The sequence below is a fragment of the Nocardioides sp. QY071 genome, assembly GCF_029961765.1.
Taxonomy (GTDB): Bacteria; Actinomycetota; Actinomycetes; order Propionibacteriales; family Nocardioidaceae; genus Nocardioides.
In genome coordinates this window covers 508,202-524,047 of the sequence record NZ_CP124681.1, presented here as the reverse complement: position 1 = coordinate 524,047, position 15,846 = coordinate 508,202, and the positions used below count along the sequence as shown (strand labels likewise).

Here is a 15,846-nt window from a genome sequence, read left to right as displayed (position 1 = left end):
GAGCCACTTTCTGCCGGGTCGGCGAGAAATTCGAGCCTGTTCGGGCCGGGTCAGGCCTTGCGACGACGAGCCGAGGGCTTGCGGTCGCTCGGCTTGGTGACCGGCTCGCCGGCCTCGAGCATCGCGGCCCGGCGGCTGGCGCCGAAGCCGGCGAGCGCCTCGACGAGCAGCTCGACGTCCGGCTTGGGGGCCAGCACGTCGACCCGCAGGCCGTGCTCCTCGGCGGTCTTGGCCGTGGCGGGCCCGATCACCGCGATGATCGTCGACGGGTGCGGCTTGCCGGCGATGCCGACCAGGTTGCGCACCGTCGAGGACGACGTGAACACGACGGCGTCGAACTTGCCGGTCTTGATCGCGTCGCGGGTCGGCGCCGGCGGCGGAGCGGCCCGGACGGTGCGGTACGCCGTGACGTCGTCGCACTCCCAGCCGAGGTCGATCAGGCCGGCGACGAGGTTCTCGGTCGCGATGTCGGCGCGCGGCAGGAACACCCGGTTGATCGGGTCCAGCTGCTCGTCGTACTCGGGCCAGTCCTCGAGGAGACCGGCGGCGGACTGCTCGCCCGAGGGGACGAGGTCGGCGCGCAGGCCCCAGTCGGCGATCGCCTGGGCGGTCTTCTCACCGACGGCGGCGATCTTGAGGCCGGAGAAGGCGCGGGCGTCGAGGCCGTACTCCTCGAACTTCTCGCGGACCGCCTTGACAGCGTTCACGGAGGTGAACGCGATCCACTCGTAGCGACCCTCGACGAGTCCGCGGACGGCCTTGTCCATCTGCTGCGGGTTGCGCGGCGGCTCGACGGAGATCGTGGGGACCTCCTCCGGGACGCCGCCGAACTCGCGGATCCGGTTGGACAGCGACGCGGACTGCTCCTTGGTGCGCGGCACCAGCACCCGCCAGCCGAACAGCGGCTTGGTCTCGAACCAGGACAGCTTCTCGCGCAGGTCGACGACGGCGCCGATGACGGTGATCGCCGGCGGGGCGATCCGCGCGGCGCGCGCGTCGGCGGCGATGTGCTCGAGCGTGGAGGTGATCGTCTCCTGCTCGGTGGTCGTGCCGACCCGGGTCATGGCGACCGGGGTCTGCGGCGAGCGGCCGATCGCGATGAGCTGCTTGGCGATGTCGCCGATCTGGCCGACGGCGGAGAGCAGCACCAGGGTCGGGGTGTCGGCGTACCGGGTCCAGTCGACCTTGTCGCCACAGGTCACCACGGCCACCTCGCGGTGATCCTTGGTGGTCAGCGGGATGCCGGCGTACGCCGGGACGGCGCCGACCGAGGAGACACCCGGGACGACCTCGAACGCGAGCCCGGCCTTGGCGACCGCCTGGGCCTCCTCCGGACCGGACGCGTAGAGGAACGGGTCGCCGCCGAGGAGGCGGACCACGCGCAGGCCGCGCTTGGACTGCTTCACGACGACCTTCGCGCGGGCGGCGTGGGTGAGCGGCTGGCCGTCCTCGCCGAAGCCGCCGTCGATGATCTCCGGGTCCGGGGCCGGCTCGTCGCCGACCTGCTCGGCGCGGGCGCGCACCACCGCGACCAGGTCGGCATGACCCGGTTCCTCGGTGATGACCACGTCGGCGTCCTCGATCAACCGGACGGCCCGCACGGTGAGCAGGTCGGGGTCGCCGGGGCCGGTGCCGACGAAGGCCGTGAAGCCGGGGCCTCCGGGGTGGACCTGGGCGGCGGCGGGAGTCGAAGCAGCCTTGGCTGTCGTGGCTCGCGTCATGGGTTGTGCACCTCTGCAGATCGTGCGGACGGGGGGTCGTTCGGTTCGGGGGTGCGGGACTGGTCCCGCAGCTGGGCCATCAGCTCGTCGCCACCGTCGGCCAGCATCTCGGCGCCGAGGTCGCCGCCGAGCTTGGCGGCGGCTTCGGGCCAGGACGTGGGGTCGGTGCCGAGCTCGGCCGACGCGGAGCGACGTACGGCGAGCGCGCCGTCCTCGGACAGCACGACGGCCCGCAGCCACAGCTCGGGTCCGTCCTCGCCCTCGGCGACCTCGGCGAGCGCGCCGATCGGGGCGGCGCAACCGCCCTCGAGCGTGGCCATCAGGGTGCGCTCGGCGGCAACGGCGGCGTGGCTGGCGGGATCGTCGAGGCGGGCGAGCAGCGCGAGGGTCGCGGTGTCGTCGGCCCGGCACTCGACCGCCAGCGCACCCTGCCCGGGGGCCGGCAGCACCTGCAGCGGGTCGAGCACCTCGGTGACCTCGTCGAGCCGGCCGAGCCGGGCCAGGCCGGCGCGGGCGAGCACCACGGCGTCGTAGGTGCCCTCGGCGATGCGGCCGATGCGGGTGTCGACGTTGCCGCGGACCGCGACCAGCTCGACACCGAGGCCGAGGGCCTCGATCTGCGCGACCCGGCGCGGGGAGCCGGTGGCGACCTTGCTGCCCTGCGGCAGCTCGCCGAGGGTGAGGCCGTCGCGGGCGACGACGACGTCGCGCGGATCCTCGCGAGGAGGTACGGCGGCCAGCGCGATCCCCTCGGTGGCGTACGTCGGGAGGTCCTTGAGCGAGTGGACGGCGACGTCGACCTCGCCGGCGAGCAGCGCGTCACGCAGTGCGCTGACGAAGACCCCGGTCGAGGGCGCGCCGACGAGCGAGACGCCGCTGGCCTGGCTGCGGTCGCCGTCGGTGGTGATCTCGACCAGCTCGGTCGGGGTGCCGAGCGCCGCGAGGGCGTCGGCGACGTGGCCGGACTGGGTCGTGGCCAGCAGGCTGCGGCGGGTGCCGATGCGCAGTCTCGTCATGACCGGCCCTCCTCGCTGACGACGGGACGGGTGACGGCGTCGACCGCGTCGGGGTCGAGCGCGAACAGCTCGGCGAGCGCGGCGGCGTACGAGACGGCGCCCTGCTCGTTGGCGAGCTCCTTGACCCGGACGGTCGGCTCGTGGAGCAGCTTGTCGGCGACCCGGCGCACGGTCTGCCGGATCTCGTCGCGGACCGCCTCGTCGAGCTCGGGCAACCGGCCCTCGAGGCGGGTCATCTCGGCGTCGACGACATTGGTGGCCATCGAGCGGAGCGCGACCACCGTCGGGGTGACGCTGGCCTGCCGGCGGGCGGCGAGGAAGGCGGTGACCTCCTCACCGAGGATCCGGCGCACCTCCTGGACCTCGCGGCCGGTGGCGCCGCCGTGGAGCAGGTCGGCGAGCTCGGCCAGCCCGACGCGTCGTACGCCGGGCAGGTCGGCCACGTCGGGCGCGATGTCGTGGGGCAGCGCGAGGTCGATCAGCGCCAGCGGCCGCTCGACCTCGCCGCGCACGCGGGTCAGCAGCGCCCGGTCGATGATCGTGCCGGACGAGCCGGTGCAGCTGATCACGATGTCGGCCCTGGCCAGCTCGTCGCCGAGGTCGGCCAGCCGGACCGCCTCGCCGGAGTACTGCACGGCCAACCGGACCGCCCGGTCCACGGACCGGTTCACGATCGAGAGGCGCCCGGCACCGAGGCGGCTGGCGGTGGCGGTCGCGAGACCGGCCATCGCGCCGGCGCCGACCACGACGACGTGCTTGCCCTCGACCGCACCGACGACCTGGGCCGTCTCGTCGAGCGCCGCGCTGACCAGCGTCGGCGCGACCTGGTCGATCTCGGTCTCGGCGCGGGTGCGCTTGCCGACCCGGAGCGCCTGCTGGAAGAGCAGGTTGAGGTTGGGACCCACGGTGCCGAGCTCCTGGCCGCGGCGCAGCGCCTCGCGGGTCTGGCCGAGGATCTGGCCCTCGCCGACCGCCATCGAGTCGAGGCCGGCGGCCACCTGGAACAGGTGGGAGATCGCACCGTCGTCGTAGTGGACGTAGAGGTGCGGGAGCATCGCCTCGGTCGTCTCGCCGGCCCGGTCGACCAGGAGGCGGGAGATCTGCTCGATGCTGCCGTGGAAGCGCTCGACCTCGGTGTAGATCTCGAGGCGGTTGCAGGTCGCGATGACCGTCGCCTCGCTGACGTGCTCGCACGACGCGGCGTCGGTGATCAGCTTCTGCACGCCGTCACGGTCGAGCGCGACCCGCTCGAGCAGGGAGACGGGCGCGGAGTTGTGGGAGATGCCCACCACCAGCACGCTCATGCGGCACCTCCGTCGGCCGACGGGGCGGCGTCGGCGCCGTTGGCCTTGCGCTGCTCGTGGTAGGCGAGGATCTGCAGCTCGATCGACAGGTCGACCTTGCGTACGTCGACGCCCTCGGGCACCGCGACCACGGCCGGCGCGAAGTTGAGGATGCTGGTGATGCCGATCGCGACCATCCGGTCGGCGACGTCCTGCGCGGCGACGGCCGGCGTGGCGATGACGCCGATCGCGACGTCGTGCTCGCGGACGATCTCCTCGAGGTCGGCGAACGGGCGGACGACGACGCCCGCCACCTCACGCCCGACGATCCCGGGGTCGGCGTCGAGCAGCGCGACGACCCGGAAGCCGCGGCTGCGGAAGCCGGAGTAGTTGGCCAGCGCGTGCCCCAGGTTGCCGATGCCGACGATGACGACGGGCCAGTCCTGGGTCACCCCGATCTCGCGGGCGATCTGGTAGCGGAGGTAGTCGACGTCGTACCCGACGCCGCGGGTGCCGTAGCTGCCGAGGTAGGAGAGGTCCTTGCGCAGCTTCGCGCTGTTGACGCCGGCGGCGCTGGCGAGGTCCTCGCTCGAGCAGGTGCGGATCCCGCTGTCGGCCAGCGCCGTCAGGGCCCGCAGGTAGACGGGCAGGCGGGCGACCGTGGCCTCCGGGATGACCCGGGCGGCATCCGTCGAACTCCGTGTGGTCACAGCTCCACTTTCCAGCCGCACGATCAGGCGTCGACCACGCGGCTCGATCACTGTAGGAGTTTGTGAACGTGGGAACAAAATGGACGGGAGCACCCCGCATCGGGTACGGGCGCACCCCGTGGTAGGCGCCGGCGGACCGGGACGCGTGGTCAGCGCAGGGCGGCCCGCAGGCGGTCCGGGCTGACCCGCCAGAAGTCGTGCTGGCGACCGTCGACGAAGGTGACCGGGATCTCGTTGGCGAACCGGTCGGCGAGGGCGGGGTCGTCGTCGATCGACAGTTCCTCGTAGCTCTCGCCGAGCTCGGCGCACACCGCCTCGATGACCGCACGTGCGTCGTCGCACAGGTGGCAGCCGGGCCGGCTGTAGAGGGTGATCCGGGGGGTGCTCACCGGCTCACTCCAAGATCCCCAGCGCCTTGCGCCGCTCGGCGCCGCGCAGCACGCCCTTGCGGATCTTGCCGGTCACGGTGCGCGGCAGGGCGGTGACGACCTCGACCCGCACCGGTCGCTTGTACGGCGCCAGCTGCTCGGTGGCCGCGGAGCGCACCGCGCTCACGACGGCCTCGGCGACGGGTCCGGTGACCTCGCCGGCGTCGGGGACGACGTACGCGACGACGGCCTCGCCGGTCTGCTCGTCGGGTACGCCGAGCACAGCGGCCTGGCGCACGCCGTCGACCTCCTCGAGCACCGCCTCGACCTCGGTCGGGTAGACGTTGAAGCCGGAGACGATGACCAGCTCCTTGACCCGGTCGACGAGGAAGAGGTCGCCGTCGGCGTCCAGGAAGCCGACGTCGCCGGTGGACCACCAGCCGTCGTCGGCAGGTCCGTCGTGGCCGTCGGGCCAGTAGCCGCTGAACAGGTTGCGGCCGCGGATCTGGATCTCGCCGGGGTCGTCGACGGCGGCCTCGTCGAGCGGGACGCCCTCCTCGTCGACCAGGCGCAGGTCGATGCCGTCGAGCGCGGCCCCGACCGAGCCCGGCTTCACCTGCGCCGAGCGCAGGGTGCTGGTGACCACCGGCGAGGCCTCGGTGAGGCCGTAGCCCTGGTGGATCGGGACCTGGGCCAGCGCGTGGAACTCCTCGACCGTCTCGGCCGCGAGCGGCGCCGAGCCGGACAGGATCATCCGCACCGGCCCGAGGCGCTCGGCGAGCGCCTCGACGCCCTGCCAGGCCGCGAACACCGGCGGTGCGACGGGGACGACGCTGCAGGCCTCGTCCTCCACCAGGTCCAGGGTGCCCTCGGGGTCGAAGCGCTCGGCGAGGACCAGCTTCGCGCGGTGCCGGATCACGCCGCCGAGCACCGCGCCGAGCCCGTAGACGTGGAAGAGCGGCAGCACGCCCAGCACGACGTCGTCGGAGTGGATCATCGGCGGTTGCACGGCGGCGACCTGGTCGACGTTGGCGAGCAGCGCCCGGTGGGTGAGCATCGCCGCCCGCGGGCGCCCGGACGTGCCGCTCGTGTAGAGCAGCACGGCGAGCTTCTCGGGGTCCTGCAGCGGCGGGACGGGGACGGCGGGCTCGGCCCGCAGGTCGTCGTACCTGCCCTCGGTCGGGCCGACCTCGTCGGCCTCGACACCGACCAGCACGACCCGCGGGGCCGGCCGGTTCTCGTCCTGCGCGGCGGCGACCACCTCGGCGCGGGCCACGGCTTCGCGGACGGCGGCGGCCGTCTGCCCGTCGGCGAGGACCAGCCGCGCACCGCAGTCGACGAGCATCGCGGCAAGCTCGGTGGGCACCGACCCCGGGTTGACCGGTACGGCGACCGCCTGGGCGCGCAGCACGCCGAGGTAGCCGGTCACGAACTCGAGCCGGTTGCCGAGCGCCAGCAGCACCCGGTGACCAGCGACGACGCCGGCGCGGCCCAGACCGGTGGCGATCCGGCCGACCTCGTCCTCGAGCTCGGCCCAGGTCAGGCCTCGGCCTCCTGCTTCGACCACGGCGAGACGTTCGGGATGCTCGGCGGCGGCTGACGCGACGAGGGCGGCCACGTCGGGGACAGCAGCGGCGGCGTCCGGCAACGACATGGAGGGATCCTACGTCGCTCTGATTCTTCTAGGCTGGGGCGCATGGTGCCGCCCGCCGACCGCCCCCGCCGGCTCAACCTGCAGCAGCGCTCGCGCCTCGCCGGCGAGGCCGCGGCCGCCGCCGCGGAGGTCGAGACCGCGCTCGCGCACCCGGTCGACCCGAAGGCGGCAGCCTTCTTCGACGTCGACAACACGGTCATGCAGGGCGCCAGCATCTTCCACCTGGCCAAGGGGCTGTACCGCCGCAAGTTCTTCACCACGCGCGACCTGGTCGGGGCGGCGTACAAGCAGGCGTACTTCCGCATCGCCGGCGTCGAGGACCCCGAGCACGTCGCCGAGGCCCGCAACTCCGCGCTGGCCTTCATCGCCGGGCACACCGTGCAGGAGCTCGAGGAGATCGGCGAGGAGATCTTCGACGAGGCGATGGCCCACCGGATCTGGCCCGGCACCCGCGCGCTGGCACAGATGCACCTCGACCAGGGCCAGCGGGTGTGGCTGGTGACCGCGGCACCGATCGAGATCGCCGGCCTGATCGCCCGCCGCCTCGGCCTCACCGGTGCCCTCGGCACCGTCGCCGAGCACGTCGACGGCGTCTACACCGGCAAGCTGGTCGGCGACATGCTGCACGGCCCGGCCAAGGCGGTCGCGGTGACCGCCCTCGCGGAGCGCGAGGGCCTCGACCTCGCGCTGTGCTCGGCCTACAGCGACTCCAGCAACGACCTGCCGATGCTGAGCCTCGTCGGCGACCCGTGCGCCATCAACCCGGACGCGAAGCTGCGCGCCCACGCCCGAGCCAACGGCTGGCGGATCCGCGACTACCGGACCGGCCGCAAGGCCGCCCGGGCCGGGCTGATCGCCGGATCGGCGGCCACCGGCGCGGCGATCGCCGGGGCGGTCGTACGGCGGCAGCTGCGTCGGCACATGTCCTGACCCGTCCCTACCGGACGGTAACCTGACCCGTTCGGGTGGTCCGGGATCCGGTCGATCGGTTGTCGCGTTCCGGTACCACTGCGGAAGGATCCGCCGTAGGATCCCCTGCGGGGGCATTAGGGAGGGGACCCGCATGACCTGGCAGCGCACTGACCTGTCGCGAGGGCTGGAGGCCCTGCGCGCGGCCGTGCTCGCTGCCCTGTCCCCGCAGCCGGTGCTCGCGGGCGGGCCCGCCGGCCGACGTCGTACCGCCGACCACTGGCTGCTCAGCGAGGCCCAGGCGGAGACCGAGAGCTTCGACCGCGACGGCTCGCCGGGCTTCGGCGACTCGACCCTCGCCACCTCCTCTGAGGACTCCCCCGAGGCGCGCGAGCGCCTGATCGCGCTCGTCGAGCTGGCCCGCGGCGGCGACGCCGAGGCGTTCGGCCAGCTCTATGACCACTACCAGCCCTCGGTCTACCGGTTCCTCTACTACCGCACGCGCTCGGTCGTGGTGGCCGAGGACCTGTGCTCGGAGACCTTCTTCCGGGCCCTGCGCAACATGTCGTCCTTCCGCTGGCAGGGCAAGGACTTCGGCGCCTGGCTGATGACCATCGCCCGCAACCTGGCCACCGACCACTTCAAGGCCGGCCGGACCCGCCTCGAGCTGACCACCGAGGACATGGGCCAGCACGACGACGCGACCGAGGGCCCCGAGAACGCCGTCCTCGCCAGCCTCACCAACGAGATCCTGCTGGAGTCGCTCACCAAGCTCCCCAACGAGCAGCGCGACTGCCTGATCATGCGCTTCCTGCAGGGCATGAGCATCGCCGAGACCGCCGCCGCCCTCGGGCGCAGCGACGGGGCCATCAAGCAGCTCCAGCTGCGCGGCGTGCGCAATCTCGCGAAGCTGATGCCGGAGGGAATCCGATGATCCTTTCGGACTACTCCGGTGTGGCCTTCCGGACCGTAACCAGCCGCAGCTCCCTGTCGTTGGATGTTCGAGAGAACACGAGGGCGTGCTCCGCGGGAGCCCGCGCCCTCCCGACACGAGGACGGACGTTGTGATGCGCGGGAACGCCTGGTCGCGCGGCGCCGAGGAGTTCGACGCTCTGGTCTCCGGCCGCGCCGGTGACTCGGAGGCTCACGCCGAGCTGCTCGAGCTGGTCGCCGCCCTGCGCGCCGTCCCCCCGGTCACCGCCCGCCCCGAGTTCGTCTCCTCGCTGCGCACCCAGCTGGTCGCCGCCGCCGAGCGCGAGCCCGCGCGCGCCGAGCACGCCCTGGCCGTCCACCTCACCCCGCGCCAGCGCCGTGGCTCCCGCGAGCGTCGTCTCGCCGCGGTCATCGGCGGCTTCGCCGTGGTCTCCGCGACCGGCTCGATGGCGATGGCCTCACAGGACGCCCTGCCGGGCGACGTGCTCTACCCGGTCAAGCGTGCGATCGAGAACGCCCAGACCAACCTGCAGCCCGACGGCGCGGCCAAGGCCGACGCCCTCATCTCCCACGCCGAGGCCCGCCTCGACGAGCTCCAGTCGCTCGTCGCGCGCGACCGGAGCGCCGACGAGGTCAACGCGACCCTGCAGGACTTCACCGACCAGGCCCGCCAGGCGTCCGAGTTCGCGCTCGACGACTACACGGCCACCGGCAAGGCCGACCGGATCGCCGACCTGCGCGCCTTCGCCGGCGACAGCATGGACGCCCTCGCCGCGCTCGGCCCGATCGTCCCGTCCGACAGCCGCTCGCTGCTGATCACCGCGACCCAGACGATCCGCCAGATCGACGCCGCCGCCTGGGAGGCCTGCCCGAGCTGCGCCGAGGGCGCGGTGGCCGAGGTGCCCGACTTCGCGACGCTGCCGCTCAGCGCGGTGCTCAGCGGCAACGTGACCGCCTCGGTGACCGACGCGGCCCCGCTGACGACCAAGAAGAAGGACAAGGCGCCGCAGACCACCGCCACCCCCGGCGCGACCGCACCGCAGGTCCCGCCGGTGCTGCCTCCGATCGAGCTCCCGTCGGTGCCGAACCCGACGAAGAGCCCGAAGCCGCTGGGCGAGACCGTCGACAACGTCACGAAGGGTCTCACCGGAACCCTCGGCATCGACGGCGGCAGCCAGACGACCGACGGCACCACGACCGACCCCGGCCTCGTGCCCAACCTGGTCGACGGGGTGACCGGCATCCTCGGCGGCCTGCTCGGCGGCCAGTAGCAGCCCGAGCGCGGGCTCCCCGTCAGTTCTGCGTCAGCGGAAGACGGACTCGCGCTGCATGAGCAGGCTGTAGAGCGTCTGCTGGATGGTCTCGCGGACCTGGTCGGTCACGTTGAACACCAGCATCGGGTCCTCGGCCGCGCCGTCGTCGTACTCGTCGGTGCGGATCGGCTCGCCGAACTCGAGCAGCCACTTGGACGGCAGCGGAACCAGGCCGAGCGGCCCGAGCAGCGGGAACAGCGGCGTGATCGGGATGTACGGCACGCCGAGCAGGCGGGCCAGCGACGGGATGTTGCCGACGAGGGGGTAGATCTCCTCGGCGCCGACCACCGAGAGCGGCACGATCGGAACGCCGGTGCGCAGCGCCGCCGACACGAAGCCACCGCGACCGAACCGCTGGAGCTTGTAGCGCTCGGAGAACGGCTTGCCGATGCCCTTGAAGCCCTCAGGCCACACGCCGACCAGCTCGCCGCCGCGCAGCATCCGCTCGGCATCCTCGCTGCAGGCCAGGGTCGCGCCGCCCTTGCGGGCCACGGAGCCGACCACGGGCAGCCGGAACACCAGATCGGCGCCGAGCGGGCGCAGGAAGCGGCCGGTGTGGTCGTGGATCGACACCATCGTCATCAGGCCGTCGACCGGGATGGTGCCGGAGTGGTTGGACACGACCAGGGCGCCGCCCTCGGTCGGGATGTTCTCGACGCCGCGGACCTCGATCCGGAACCACTTCTGCGCCACAGGTCGCAGCGCCGCCATGAAGAAGCGCTCGGTGACCTCGGCGTCGAAGCCGTACTCGTCGACCGTGTAGTCGCCGGTCACCCGGCGCCGCAGGAACGCCAGGAAGCGGGCCAGCTGAGGCTCCCACTGGTCGCCGAACAGCTCCTTGCTGGCGGCCTGGAAGCCCGCCAGCCAGTCGCCGACCGGGATGCCGGCGAGCGGGCCGGCGCCGCGCTCCTCGGTGCGTGCCGGCGCCACCAGCGGCGCAGTGGGTACGTCGGCCGGCGCATCGAGCAGCGACGGCGTCTCGATCACGGGGGTCTCGTCGACCGGCGGCTCCGCGACCGGGGCCTCGGTCGGAGCCGGCTCGGCGGGCTTCTTCGCCGGCGCCTTGCGCGGGGTGCTGCCCTTCGGCGCGAGCCCGCGAGCCGCGGCCGAGGGCCGCTTGCCGGTGCCGCGGCCGGGCTGGCCGCGGGTGCCGATCGGGATGATCTCGGCGTCAGCCATCCGTGCCTCCAGCGAGGGTGAGCTGGGCGGGACGGTCGTCGTCGACCGCAGGGAGGCGCTCGGCGAGCGAGCCGAGCACCCGGTCGGTGCGGCGCGAGCCGGGCGGGAGCGAGGAGGCGAACTCGGCGAACGCCGAGGCCGTCGTGTAGTGCGGCTCGAACCCGAGCTCGCTGCGCATCCGCGTGGTGTCGACGCCACGGCCGTAGGTCAAGAAGGCGACCAGCTCGGGCGACAGGTCGGCACGGCGCACCGACCTGAGCACCGAGCCGAGGCCGCCGAAGGCCACGCCGGGAACCGCGACGTTGGGCCGTCCGGAGCGGCGCAGCGCCTGGGAGAGCATGAGCAGCCCGTCGCCGGCGACGTTGAAGGTGCCACCGACGTCCTCGTGGACGGCGTGGCGCAGCACCCGGTTGAGGTCGGTCTCGTGCAGGAACTGCAGGCGCGGGTCGAAGCCGAGGACGGTCGGGATCACCGGCAGCCGGAAGTACGACGCCAGCGGGCTCACCACGCGCGGGCCGATGACGTTGGCGCAGCGCAGCAGGGTGGTCGTGACGTCGGGACGCCGGCGCGCGAAGCCGCGGACGTACTGCTCGACCTCGACGACGTCCTTGGCGTACCCGGTGCGCGCGGGCCGGCGCGGCTCCATGTCCTCGGTGAACATGGCGGGGTCGCGGCTGCTGGCGCCGTACGCCGTCGTCGAGGACTTCACGACCAGGGCGCGCAGCCCCTCGGCCTTCTGGCAGGCGGCGAGGAGCTGCATCGTCCCGATGACGTTGAGCTCCTTCATGGTGCCGCGGGCACCGGCGGAGCCGGGGGTCGCGATCACGCTCATGTGGACGACGGTGTCGACGTCCTCCTTCGCGATGACCTTCGCGATGACCGGGTTGCGGATGTCGGCGCGCACGAACATGACGTCGCCGAGGTCGCCCCGCGGGGGGACGACGTCGACACCGATGACCCGGTCGATCCCGGGGTCGGTGGCCAGGGTGCGCGCAAGGGTGCGGCCGAGGTCTCGCGAGACCCCCGTGACCAGGACCGTGCGTCCGGCACCCATCTCCACCGACTCCTCGGAATCAGGAAGCTACTGGTCGGCTCGGGTCACTTGCCGAGCTTGCGACGCTGGACGCGCGTCTTCTTCAGCAGCTTGCGGTGCTTCTTCTTCGCCATGCGCTTGCGGCGCTTCTTGATGACAGAACCCACGTGGAACCTCTCCAGAGCGCCGGGCGCGGCAGCGCTCGGCGTGACGTACGACGCCCCGGGGACCCCGGAGCACCGGGTCAGCCTATCCGGAGCCTCGTGAGCGCAGTGAATCAGCGCAGGAGATGGGATGAAGATCGCACCGCCGCCGAGCGGGCGGCGCAGCCGTCAGCCGGCGGAGTAGAAGGACTTGCGCAGGTAGTCGTTGACGTCGTCCTCGGTGACCCGGAACGAGCGACCCACCCGGACGGCCGGGAGCTCGCCGCCGTGGACCAGGCGGTAGACGGTCATCTTGGACACGCGCATGACCGAGGCGACCTCGGCGATCGTGAGGAACTTCGGGTCCGGTAGGGACTCGGCGCGCTCGCGCGACGAAGGAGCCATGACACACCAACTTTCCGCGTCCGGGGTCACCGCCTTCCCCAGCTGTGATCCGCCGGACGCCACTTGCGTGAGAATAGGGCCAGATGTGACTCGTGGGGAAGAGATGGACCATTGAAACTTTCCCGCATCGGCGTGTCGGCTTGACCGCCCCTTCTTCGAGGACGATGTCCTGAACCTCTTGTCGTACACCTATGTTCAACTTATGATCTTGAACATTCTTGTACGACTTAGTTCCGGAGGTGAGACCGATGAACGGCCGACAGATCCGCAGGTTCGCGCTCCACTACGGCGAGATGGTCGCCGCCATGCTGATCGGCATGATGGCGCTCTGGCCGGTGTGGTCACTCGCCACGGGCGCCGCCGCCGACACGTCGTGGCTGCGCTCGCAGAGCGTCGAGACGCTCGTGATGGCGACCACCATGGCGCTGCCGATGGCCGGGTGGATGCGCGTGCGCGGCCATCGCTGGGCGCCGATCGTCGAGATGTGCGCCGTCATGTACGCCGGGTTCGCCGTGGCGCTGCCCCTCTACTGGACCGGGGTCCTCGACGCCGCCGGCCTGATGCTGGTCGGCCACGTGGCGATGTTCGTGCTGATGCTGGCCGCGATGGCCTGGCGCTGGGAGGTGTACGCCGGATGCCACGACCCGCACCGCCACGACCGGGCAGCGACCATGATGGCGTCGTGACGACCAGTCCCGCCCGCCCCCTGCGCGCCGACGCCCGCCGCAACGTCGAGGCCATCCTCGACGCGGCCACCGCGACCCTGGCCCGCGACCCGGACGCCAGCGTCAACGACATCGCGAAGGCGGCCGGGGTCGGCCGGGTGACCCTCTACGGCCACTTCGAGAACCGCGGCGGGCTGGTGGCGGCCGTCGTGGCGCGTGCCATGCACGAGTCGGACGCCTCGCTGCGCGGCGTCGACCTGTCCGGCGACCCGGCGGCCGCCCTGGTCCGGCTGGTCGAGGCGACCTGGCAGGTGACACTGCGGTACGGCGCCCTGGTGGTCGCGGCCGAGAGGAGCCTGCCCGCGGCCGACCTGGCCGCCGCCCACGACGAGCCGCGCGAGCGCGTCGAACGGCTCCTGGAGCGCGGGCGCGACGCCGGCCGGTTCCGCGCCGACCTCCCGGTCTCCTGGCTGGTGACGACCATGCACACGGTGACCCATGCGGCCGCGACGTCCGTCTACGCCGGCGACCTGGCCGCCGAGCAGGGCGCCCGGGCGATCGCGGCCACCATGCTCGGGCTGCTGACCCCGCCCGGTCAGGTGGTCCCGGACCTCGACGCGTTGCGCGCCGTGCACTGACGCGTGCGATGATCGGGGTGTGTCGACCTCGATGACCTTCGCCTGGTGGCCCGCCTGACGGCGGCCGCCTCGACACACCCCACCACCGGCCGCCCACGGGCGGCCGTCGTGCTTCTCCGGACCGGTCCGGCGCCCGTGGGCCTCATCCCAGGAGCCCTGCCATGTCCGTCCCGCCCCGACGTCTCTCCCTCCTCACCCCGAGCGGTCGGCTGACCCTCGGCAACCTCCTCGGCGCGCTGCGCCCGATGCGGGCCGCCCAGGCCGAGGCCGACTGCTTCTACGGCATCTCCGACCTCCATGCCCTGACCACGCCCCGCTCCCCCGACGACCTGCGGGCCGCGATCACCGAGCAGTCGACGCTCCTGCTCGCGGCCGGTCTCGACGCGAGCACCCTGTTCCGGCAGAGCCAGGTGGCCGCGCACGCCGAGCTGTCGTACCTGCTCGAGTGCGTCGCCGGCACCGGCGAGCTGGGCCGGATGATCCAGTTCAAGGAGAAGTCGCGGCGCCAGGAGTCGGTGCGGACCTCGCTGTTCACCTACCCGGTGCTGATGGCCGCCGACATCCTGCTCTACCGCCCCACCCACGTCCCGGTCGGCGACGACCAGCGCCAGCACATCGAGCTCACCCGAGACCTCGCCCTGCGGTTCAACACGACCTACGGCGAGGTGTTCACGATCCCCGAGATCACCGTGCCCGCGGCCGGCGCGCGGGTCATGGACCTGTCCGAGCCCACCGCCAAGATGAGCAAGTCCGGGCCCGACGCCGGATCGATCGCGCTGCTCGACCCGCCCGACGTCGTACGACGCAAGGTCGCCCGCGCCGTCACCGACTCCGACACCGGGCCGGCGGCGGTACGGTCCGACCGCACGGCCAAGCCGGGCGTGACCAACCTGCTCGAGATCCTCACCGCCTGTGGCGGGTCGACCGACGGGATCGGCTCCTACGGGGCGCTCAAGTCGGCGGTCACCGACGCAGTGGTCGCGGAGCTGGCGCCGCTCCAGGATCGGTACCGGGAGCTGGCAGCGGACCCGGTGCACGTGAGCGAGGTGTACCGCCGCGGCGCCGAGCGGTGTCGCCAGGTGACCGCCCCGGTGCTGGCCGCCGCCCGGGCCGCGATGGGGCTGTGAAGGGGCTGTCAGGGGATGCGGAGGGTGTCGGTGGCCGCTGGCAGACTGCTCCGCATGACGTTCCGGGCCCTGCTCCTCGACCTGGACGACACCCTGGTCGACCACCGCGGCGCCTCGGAGCGGGGCCTGCGCGCGTGGCTGTCCGGGCTCGGGCTGGCGCAGACGCCGGACGAGCTGGAGCATCACGTCGAGCGCTGGTTCGTGCTCGAGGCGCGCCACTACGAGCGCGCCCAGCGCGGCGAGGTGAGCTACGTCGAGCACCGGCGGGCCCGGATCCGCGACTTCCTGCCGGGCTGGGACCTGGCCGACGACACTCTCGCCGACGACGTCTACGCCGGCTTCCTCGGCTGCTACCGGGCCGCCTGGCGGGCCTTCGACGACGCGGCCGCGGCAATCGGGCGTGCCCGGGCCGCGGGCCTGCCGGTCGGCATCCTCACCAACGGCCAGCTGCCCATCCAGACCGAGAAGCTGCGCCGCACCGGGCTGCTCCGCGCCGACGTACCCGTGTTCGCGTCCTCCGCGCTGCCGGCCGCCAAGCCCGACCCGCGCTCCTACCTGACCGCCTGCGCGTCCCTCGGCGCCGAGCCCGCCACGACCCTCATGGTCGGAGACTCGCTGCGCCACGACGTCGTCGGCGCCCAGCAGGCCGGGCTGCAGGCCCGGCTGCTCGACCGCTACGGCCGCCACGACGCCCGCCGCACGGGCGTGCGGGTACGGACCGTGCGCAGCCTGGCCGAGGTCGCCTGAAC

General features: G+C 72.9%; 17 protein-coding genes. 7 read left to right on the top strand and 10 right to left on the bottom strand.

Features of this window, described 5'->3' with window-relative positions:
* Window positions 1-50: 50 nt before the first annotated feature.
* The 6 genes from QI633_RS02485 to QI633_RS02460 all read right to left on the bottom strand — a co-directional run bounded on the left by QI633_RS02485 (window position 51) and on the right by QI633_RS02460 (window position 6,752).
* Window positions 51-1,721 (bottom strand): uroporphyrinogen-III synthase, encoded by a 1,671-nt coding sequence (locus tag QI633_RS02485; RefSeq protein WP_141800541.1) that lies wholly within the window; start codon window positions 1,719-1,721, stop codon window positions 51-53.
* Complete coding sequence (gene hemC, locus QI633_RS02480) at window positions 1,718-2,737, bottom strand: hydroxymethylbilane synthase (RefSeq protein WP_282427982.1); 1,020 nt, start codon at window positions 2,735-2,737, stop codon at window positions 1,718-1,720. Before hemC ends, QI633_RS02485 begins: the two co-directional genes overlap by 4 nt.
* Complete coding sequence (locus tag QI633_RS02475; RefSeq protein ID WP_141800543.1) at window positions 2,734-4,041, bottom strand: glutamyl-tRNA reductase; 1,308 nt, start codon at window positions 4,039-4,041, stop codon at window positions 2,734-2,736. Before QI633_RS02475 ends, hemC begins: the two co-directional genes overlap by 4 nt.
* Window positions 4,038-4,730, bottom strand: a complete 693-nt coding sequence (locus QI633_RS02470) for a redox-sensing transcriptional repressor Rex (RefSeq protein ID WP_260806536.1) — start codon at window positions 4,728-4,730, stop codon at window positions 4,038-4,040. Before QI633_RS02470 ends, QI633_RS02475 begins: the two co-directional genes overlap by 4 nt.
* Window positions 4,731-4,879: 149 nt before the next feature.
* The gene (locus QI633_RS02465) at window positions 4,880-5,119 is read right to left on the bottom strand and encodes a glutaredoxin family protein (RefSeq protein ID WP_141800544.1); all 240 of its coding nucleotides are present in this window, start codon (window positions 5,117-5,119) and stop codon (window positions 4,880-4,882) included.
* Window positions 5,120-5,123: 4 nt separating this feature from the next.
* Entirely contained in the window at window positions 5,124-6,752 is a 1,629-nt protein-coding gene (locus QI633_RS02460) for an AMP-binding protein (protein ID WP_282427981.1), read from the bottom strand.
* Window positions 6,753-6,794: 42 nt separating this feature from the next.
* Here QI633_RS02460 and QI633_RS02455 point away from each other — a divergent pair, with 42 nt between their 5' ends.
* The 3 genes from QI633_RS02455 to QI633_RS02445 all read left to right on the top strand — a co-directional run bounded on the left by QI633_RS02455 (window position 6,795) and on the right by QI633_RS02445 (window position 9,865).
* On the top strand, window positions 6,795-7,682 hold the full coding sequence (locus QI633_RS02455) for an HAD-IB family hydrolase (RefSeq protein WP_141800546.1): 888 nt from the start codon (window positions 6,795-6,797) through the stop codon (window positions 7,680-7,682).
* 133 nt (window positions 7,683-7,815) lie between these two features.
* Window positions 7,816-8,595: a sigma-70 family RNA polymerase sigma factor gene (locus QI633_RS02450; RefSeq protein WP_282427980.1), complete on the top strand. Its 780-nt coding sequence runs from the start codon at window positions 7,816-7,818 to the stop codon at window positions 8,593-8,595.
* Window positions 8,596-8,728: 133 nt separating this feature from the next.
* Complete coding sequence (locus tag QI633_RS02445) at window positions 8,729-9,865, top strand: DUF5667 domain-containing protein (RefSeq protein WP_282427979.1); 1,137 nt, start codon at window positions 8,729-8,731, stop codon at window positions 9,863-9,865.
* A 33-nt stretch (window positions 9,866-9,898) separates the two neighbouring features.
* On the opposite strand, the gene QI633_RS02440 is transcribed toward QI633_RS02445, so the two are convergent.
* The 4 genes from QI633_RS02440 to QI633_RS02425 all read right to left on the bottom strand — a co-directional run bounded on the left by QI633_RS02440 (window position 9,899) and on the right by QI633_RS02425 (window position 12,667).
* A complete protein-coding gene (locus QI633_RS02440; RefSeq protein WP_282427978.1) occupies window positions 9,899-11,086 on the bottom strand; it encodes a 1-acyl-sn-glycerol-3-phosphate acyltransferase in 1,188 nt (395 codons plus the stop codon).
* Window positions 11,079-12,140, bottom strand: coding sequence for an NAD-dependent epimerase/dehydratase family protein (locus QI633_RS02435; protein WP_282427977.1), 1,062 nt, complete (start codon window positions 12,138-12,140; stop codon window positions 11,079-11,081). The genes QI633_RS02440 and QI633_RS02435 overlap by 8 nt, the downstream gene beginning before the upstream one ends.
* Window positions 12,141-12,184: 44 nt before the next feature.
* On the bottom strand, window positions 12,185-12,286 hold the full coding sequence (locus QI633_RS02430) for an AURKAIP1/COX24 domain-containing protein (protein ID WP_008356322.1): 102 nt from the start codon (window positions 12,284-12,286) through the stop codon (window positions 12,185-12,187).
* Window positions 12,287-12,451: 165 nt separating this feature from the next.
* The gene (locus QI633_RS02425) at window positions 12,452-12,667 is read right to left on the bottom strand and encodes a helix-turn-helix domain-containing protein (protein WP_141800551.1); all 216 of its coding nucleotides are present in this window, start codon (window positions 12,665-12,667) and stop codon (window positions 12,452-12,454) included.
* Window positions 12,668-12,915: 248 nt separating this feature from the next.
* Between QI633_RS02425 and QI633_RS02420 the strand changes: the two genes are divergently transcribed.
* From QI633_RS02420 to QI633_RS02405, 4 genes are all read left to right on the top strand, one after another.
* Entirely contained in the window at window positions 12,916-13,353 is a 438-nt protein-coding gene (locus QI633_RS02420; protein WP_282427976.1) for a hypothetical protein, read from the top strand.
* The gene (locus QI633_RS02415; RefSeq protein WP_282427975.1) at window positions 13,350-13,970 is read left to right on the top strand and encodes a TetR/AcrR family transcriptional regulator; all 621 of its coding nucleotides are present in this window, start codon (window positions 13,350-13,352) and stop codon (window positions 13,968-13,970) included. Before QI633_RS02420 ends, QI633_RS02415 begins: the two co-directional genes overlap by 4 nt.
* A gap of 161 nt (window positions 13,971-14,131) precedes the next feature.
* Window positions 14,132-15,097 carry a tryptophan--tRNA ligase gene (gene trpS, locus QI633_RS02410; protein ID WP_282427974.1) on the top strand — a complete coding sequence of 322 codons (966 nt, stop codon included), beginning with the start codon at window positions 14,132-14,134 and terminating at the stop codon, window positions 15,095-15,097.
* Between the two features lie 54 nt (window positions 15,098-15,151).
* Window positions 15,152-15,844 (top strand): HAD family hydrolase, encoded by a 693-nt coding sequence (locus QI633_RS02405; protein ID WP_282427973.1) that lies wholly within the window; start codon window positions 15,152-15,154, stop codon window positions 15,842-15,844.
* Window positions 15,845-15,846: the final 2 nt, after the last annotated feature.

Excerpts from the sequence above, each read along its gene's own strand:
- QI633_RS02485 (WP_141800541.1), bottom strand. The coding sequence starts at position 1,721 with ATGACGCGAGCCACGACAGCCAAGGCTGCTTCGACTCCCGCCGCCGCC.
- hemC (WP_282427982.1), bottom strand. The coding sequence starts at position 2,737 with ATGACGAGACTGCGCATCGGCACCCGCCGCAGCCTGCTGGCCACGACC.
- QI633_RS02475 (WP_141800543.1), bottom strand. The coding sequence starts at position 4,041 with ATGAGCGTGCTGGTGGTGGGCATCTCCCACAACTCCGCGCCCGTCTCC.
- QI633_RS02460 (WP_282427981.1), bottom strand. The coding sequence starts at position 6,752 with ATGTCGTTGCCGGACGCCGCCGCTGCTGTCCCCGACGTGGCCGCCCTC.
- QI633_RS02455 (WP_141800546.1), top strand. The coding sequence starts at position 6,795 with ATGGTGCCGCCCGCCGACCGCCCCCGCCGGCTCAACCTGCAGCAGCGC.
- QI633_RS02450 (WP_282427980.1), top strand. The coding sequence starts at position 7,816 with ATGACCTGGCAGCGCACTGACCTGTCGCGAGGGCTGGAGGCCCTGCGC.
- QI633_RS02445 (WP_282427979.1), top strand. The coding sequence starts at position 8,729 with ATGCGCGGGAACGCCTGGTCGCGCGGCGCCGAGGAGTTCGACGCTCTG.
- QI633_RS02440 (WP_282427978.1), bottom strand. The coding sequence starts at position 11,086 with ATGGCTGACGCCGAGATCATCCCGATCGGCACCCGCGGCCAGCCCGGC.
- QI633_RS02435 (WP_282427977.1), bottom strand. The coding sequence starts at position 12,140 with ATGGGTGCCGGACGCACGGTCCTGGTCACGGGGGTCTCGCGAGACCTC.
- QI633_RS02425 (WP_141800551.1), bottom strand. The coding sequence starts at position 12,667 with ATGGCTCCTTCGTCGCGCGAGCGCGCCGAGTCCCTACCGGACCCGAAG.
- QI633_RS02420 (WP_282427976.1), top strand. The coding sequence starts at position 12,916 with ATGAACGGCCGACAGATCCGCAGGTTCGCGCTCCACTACGGCGAGATG.
- trpS (WP_282427974.1), top strand. The coding sequence starts at position 14,132 with ATGTCCGTCCCGCCCCGACGTCTCTCCCTCCTCACCCCGAGCGGTCGG.
- QI633_RS02405 (WP_282427973.1), top strand. The coding sequence starts at position 15,152 with ATGACGTTCCGGGCCCTGCTCCTCGACCTGGACGACACCCTGGTCGAC.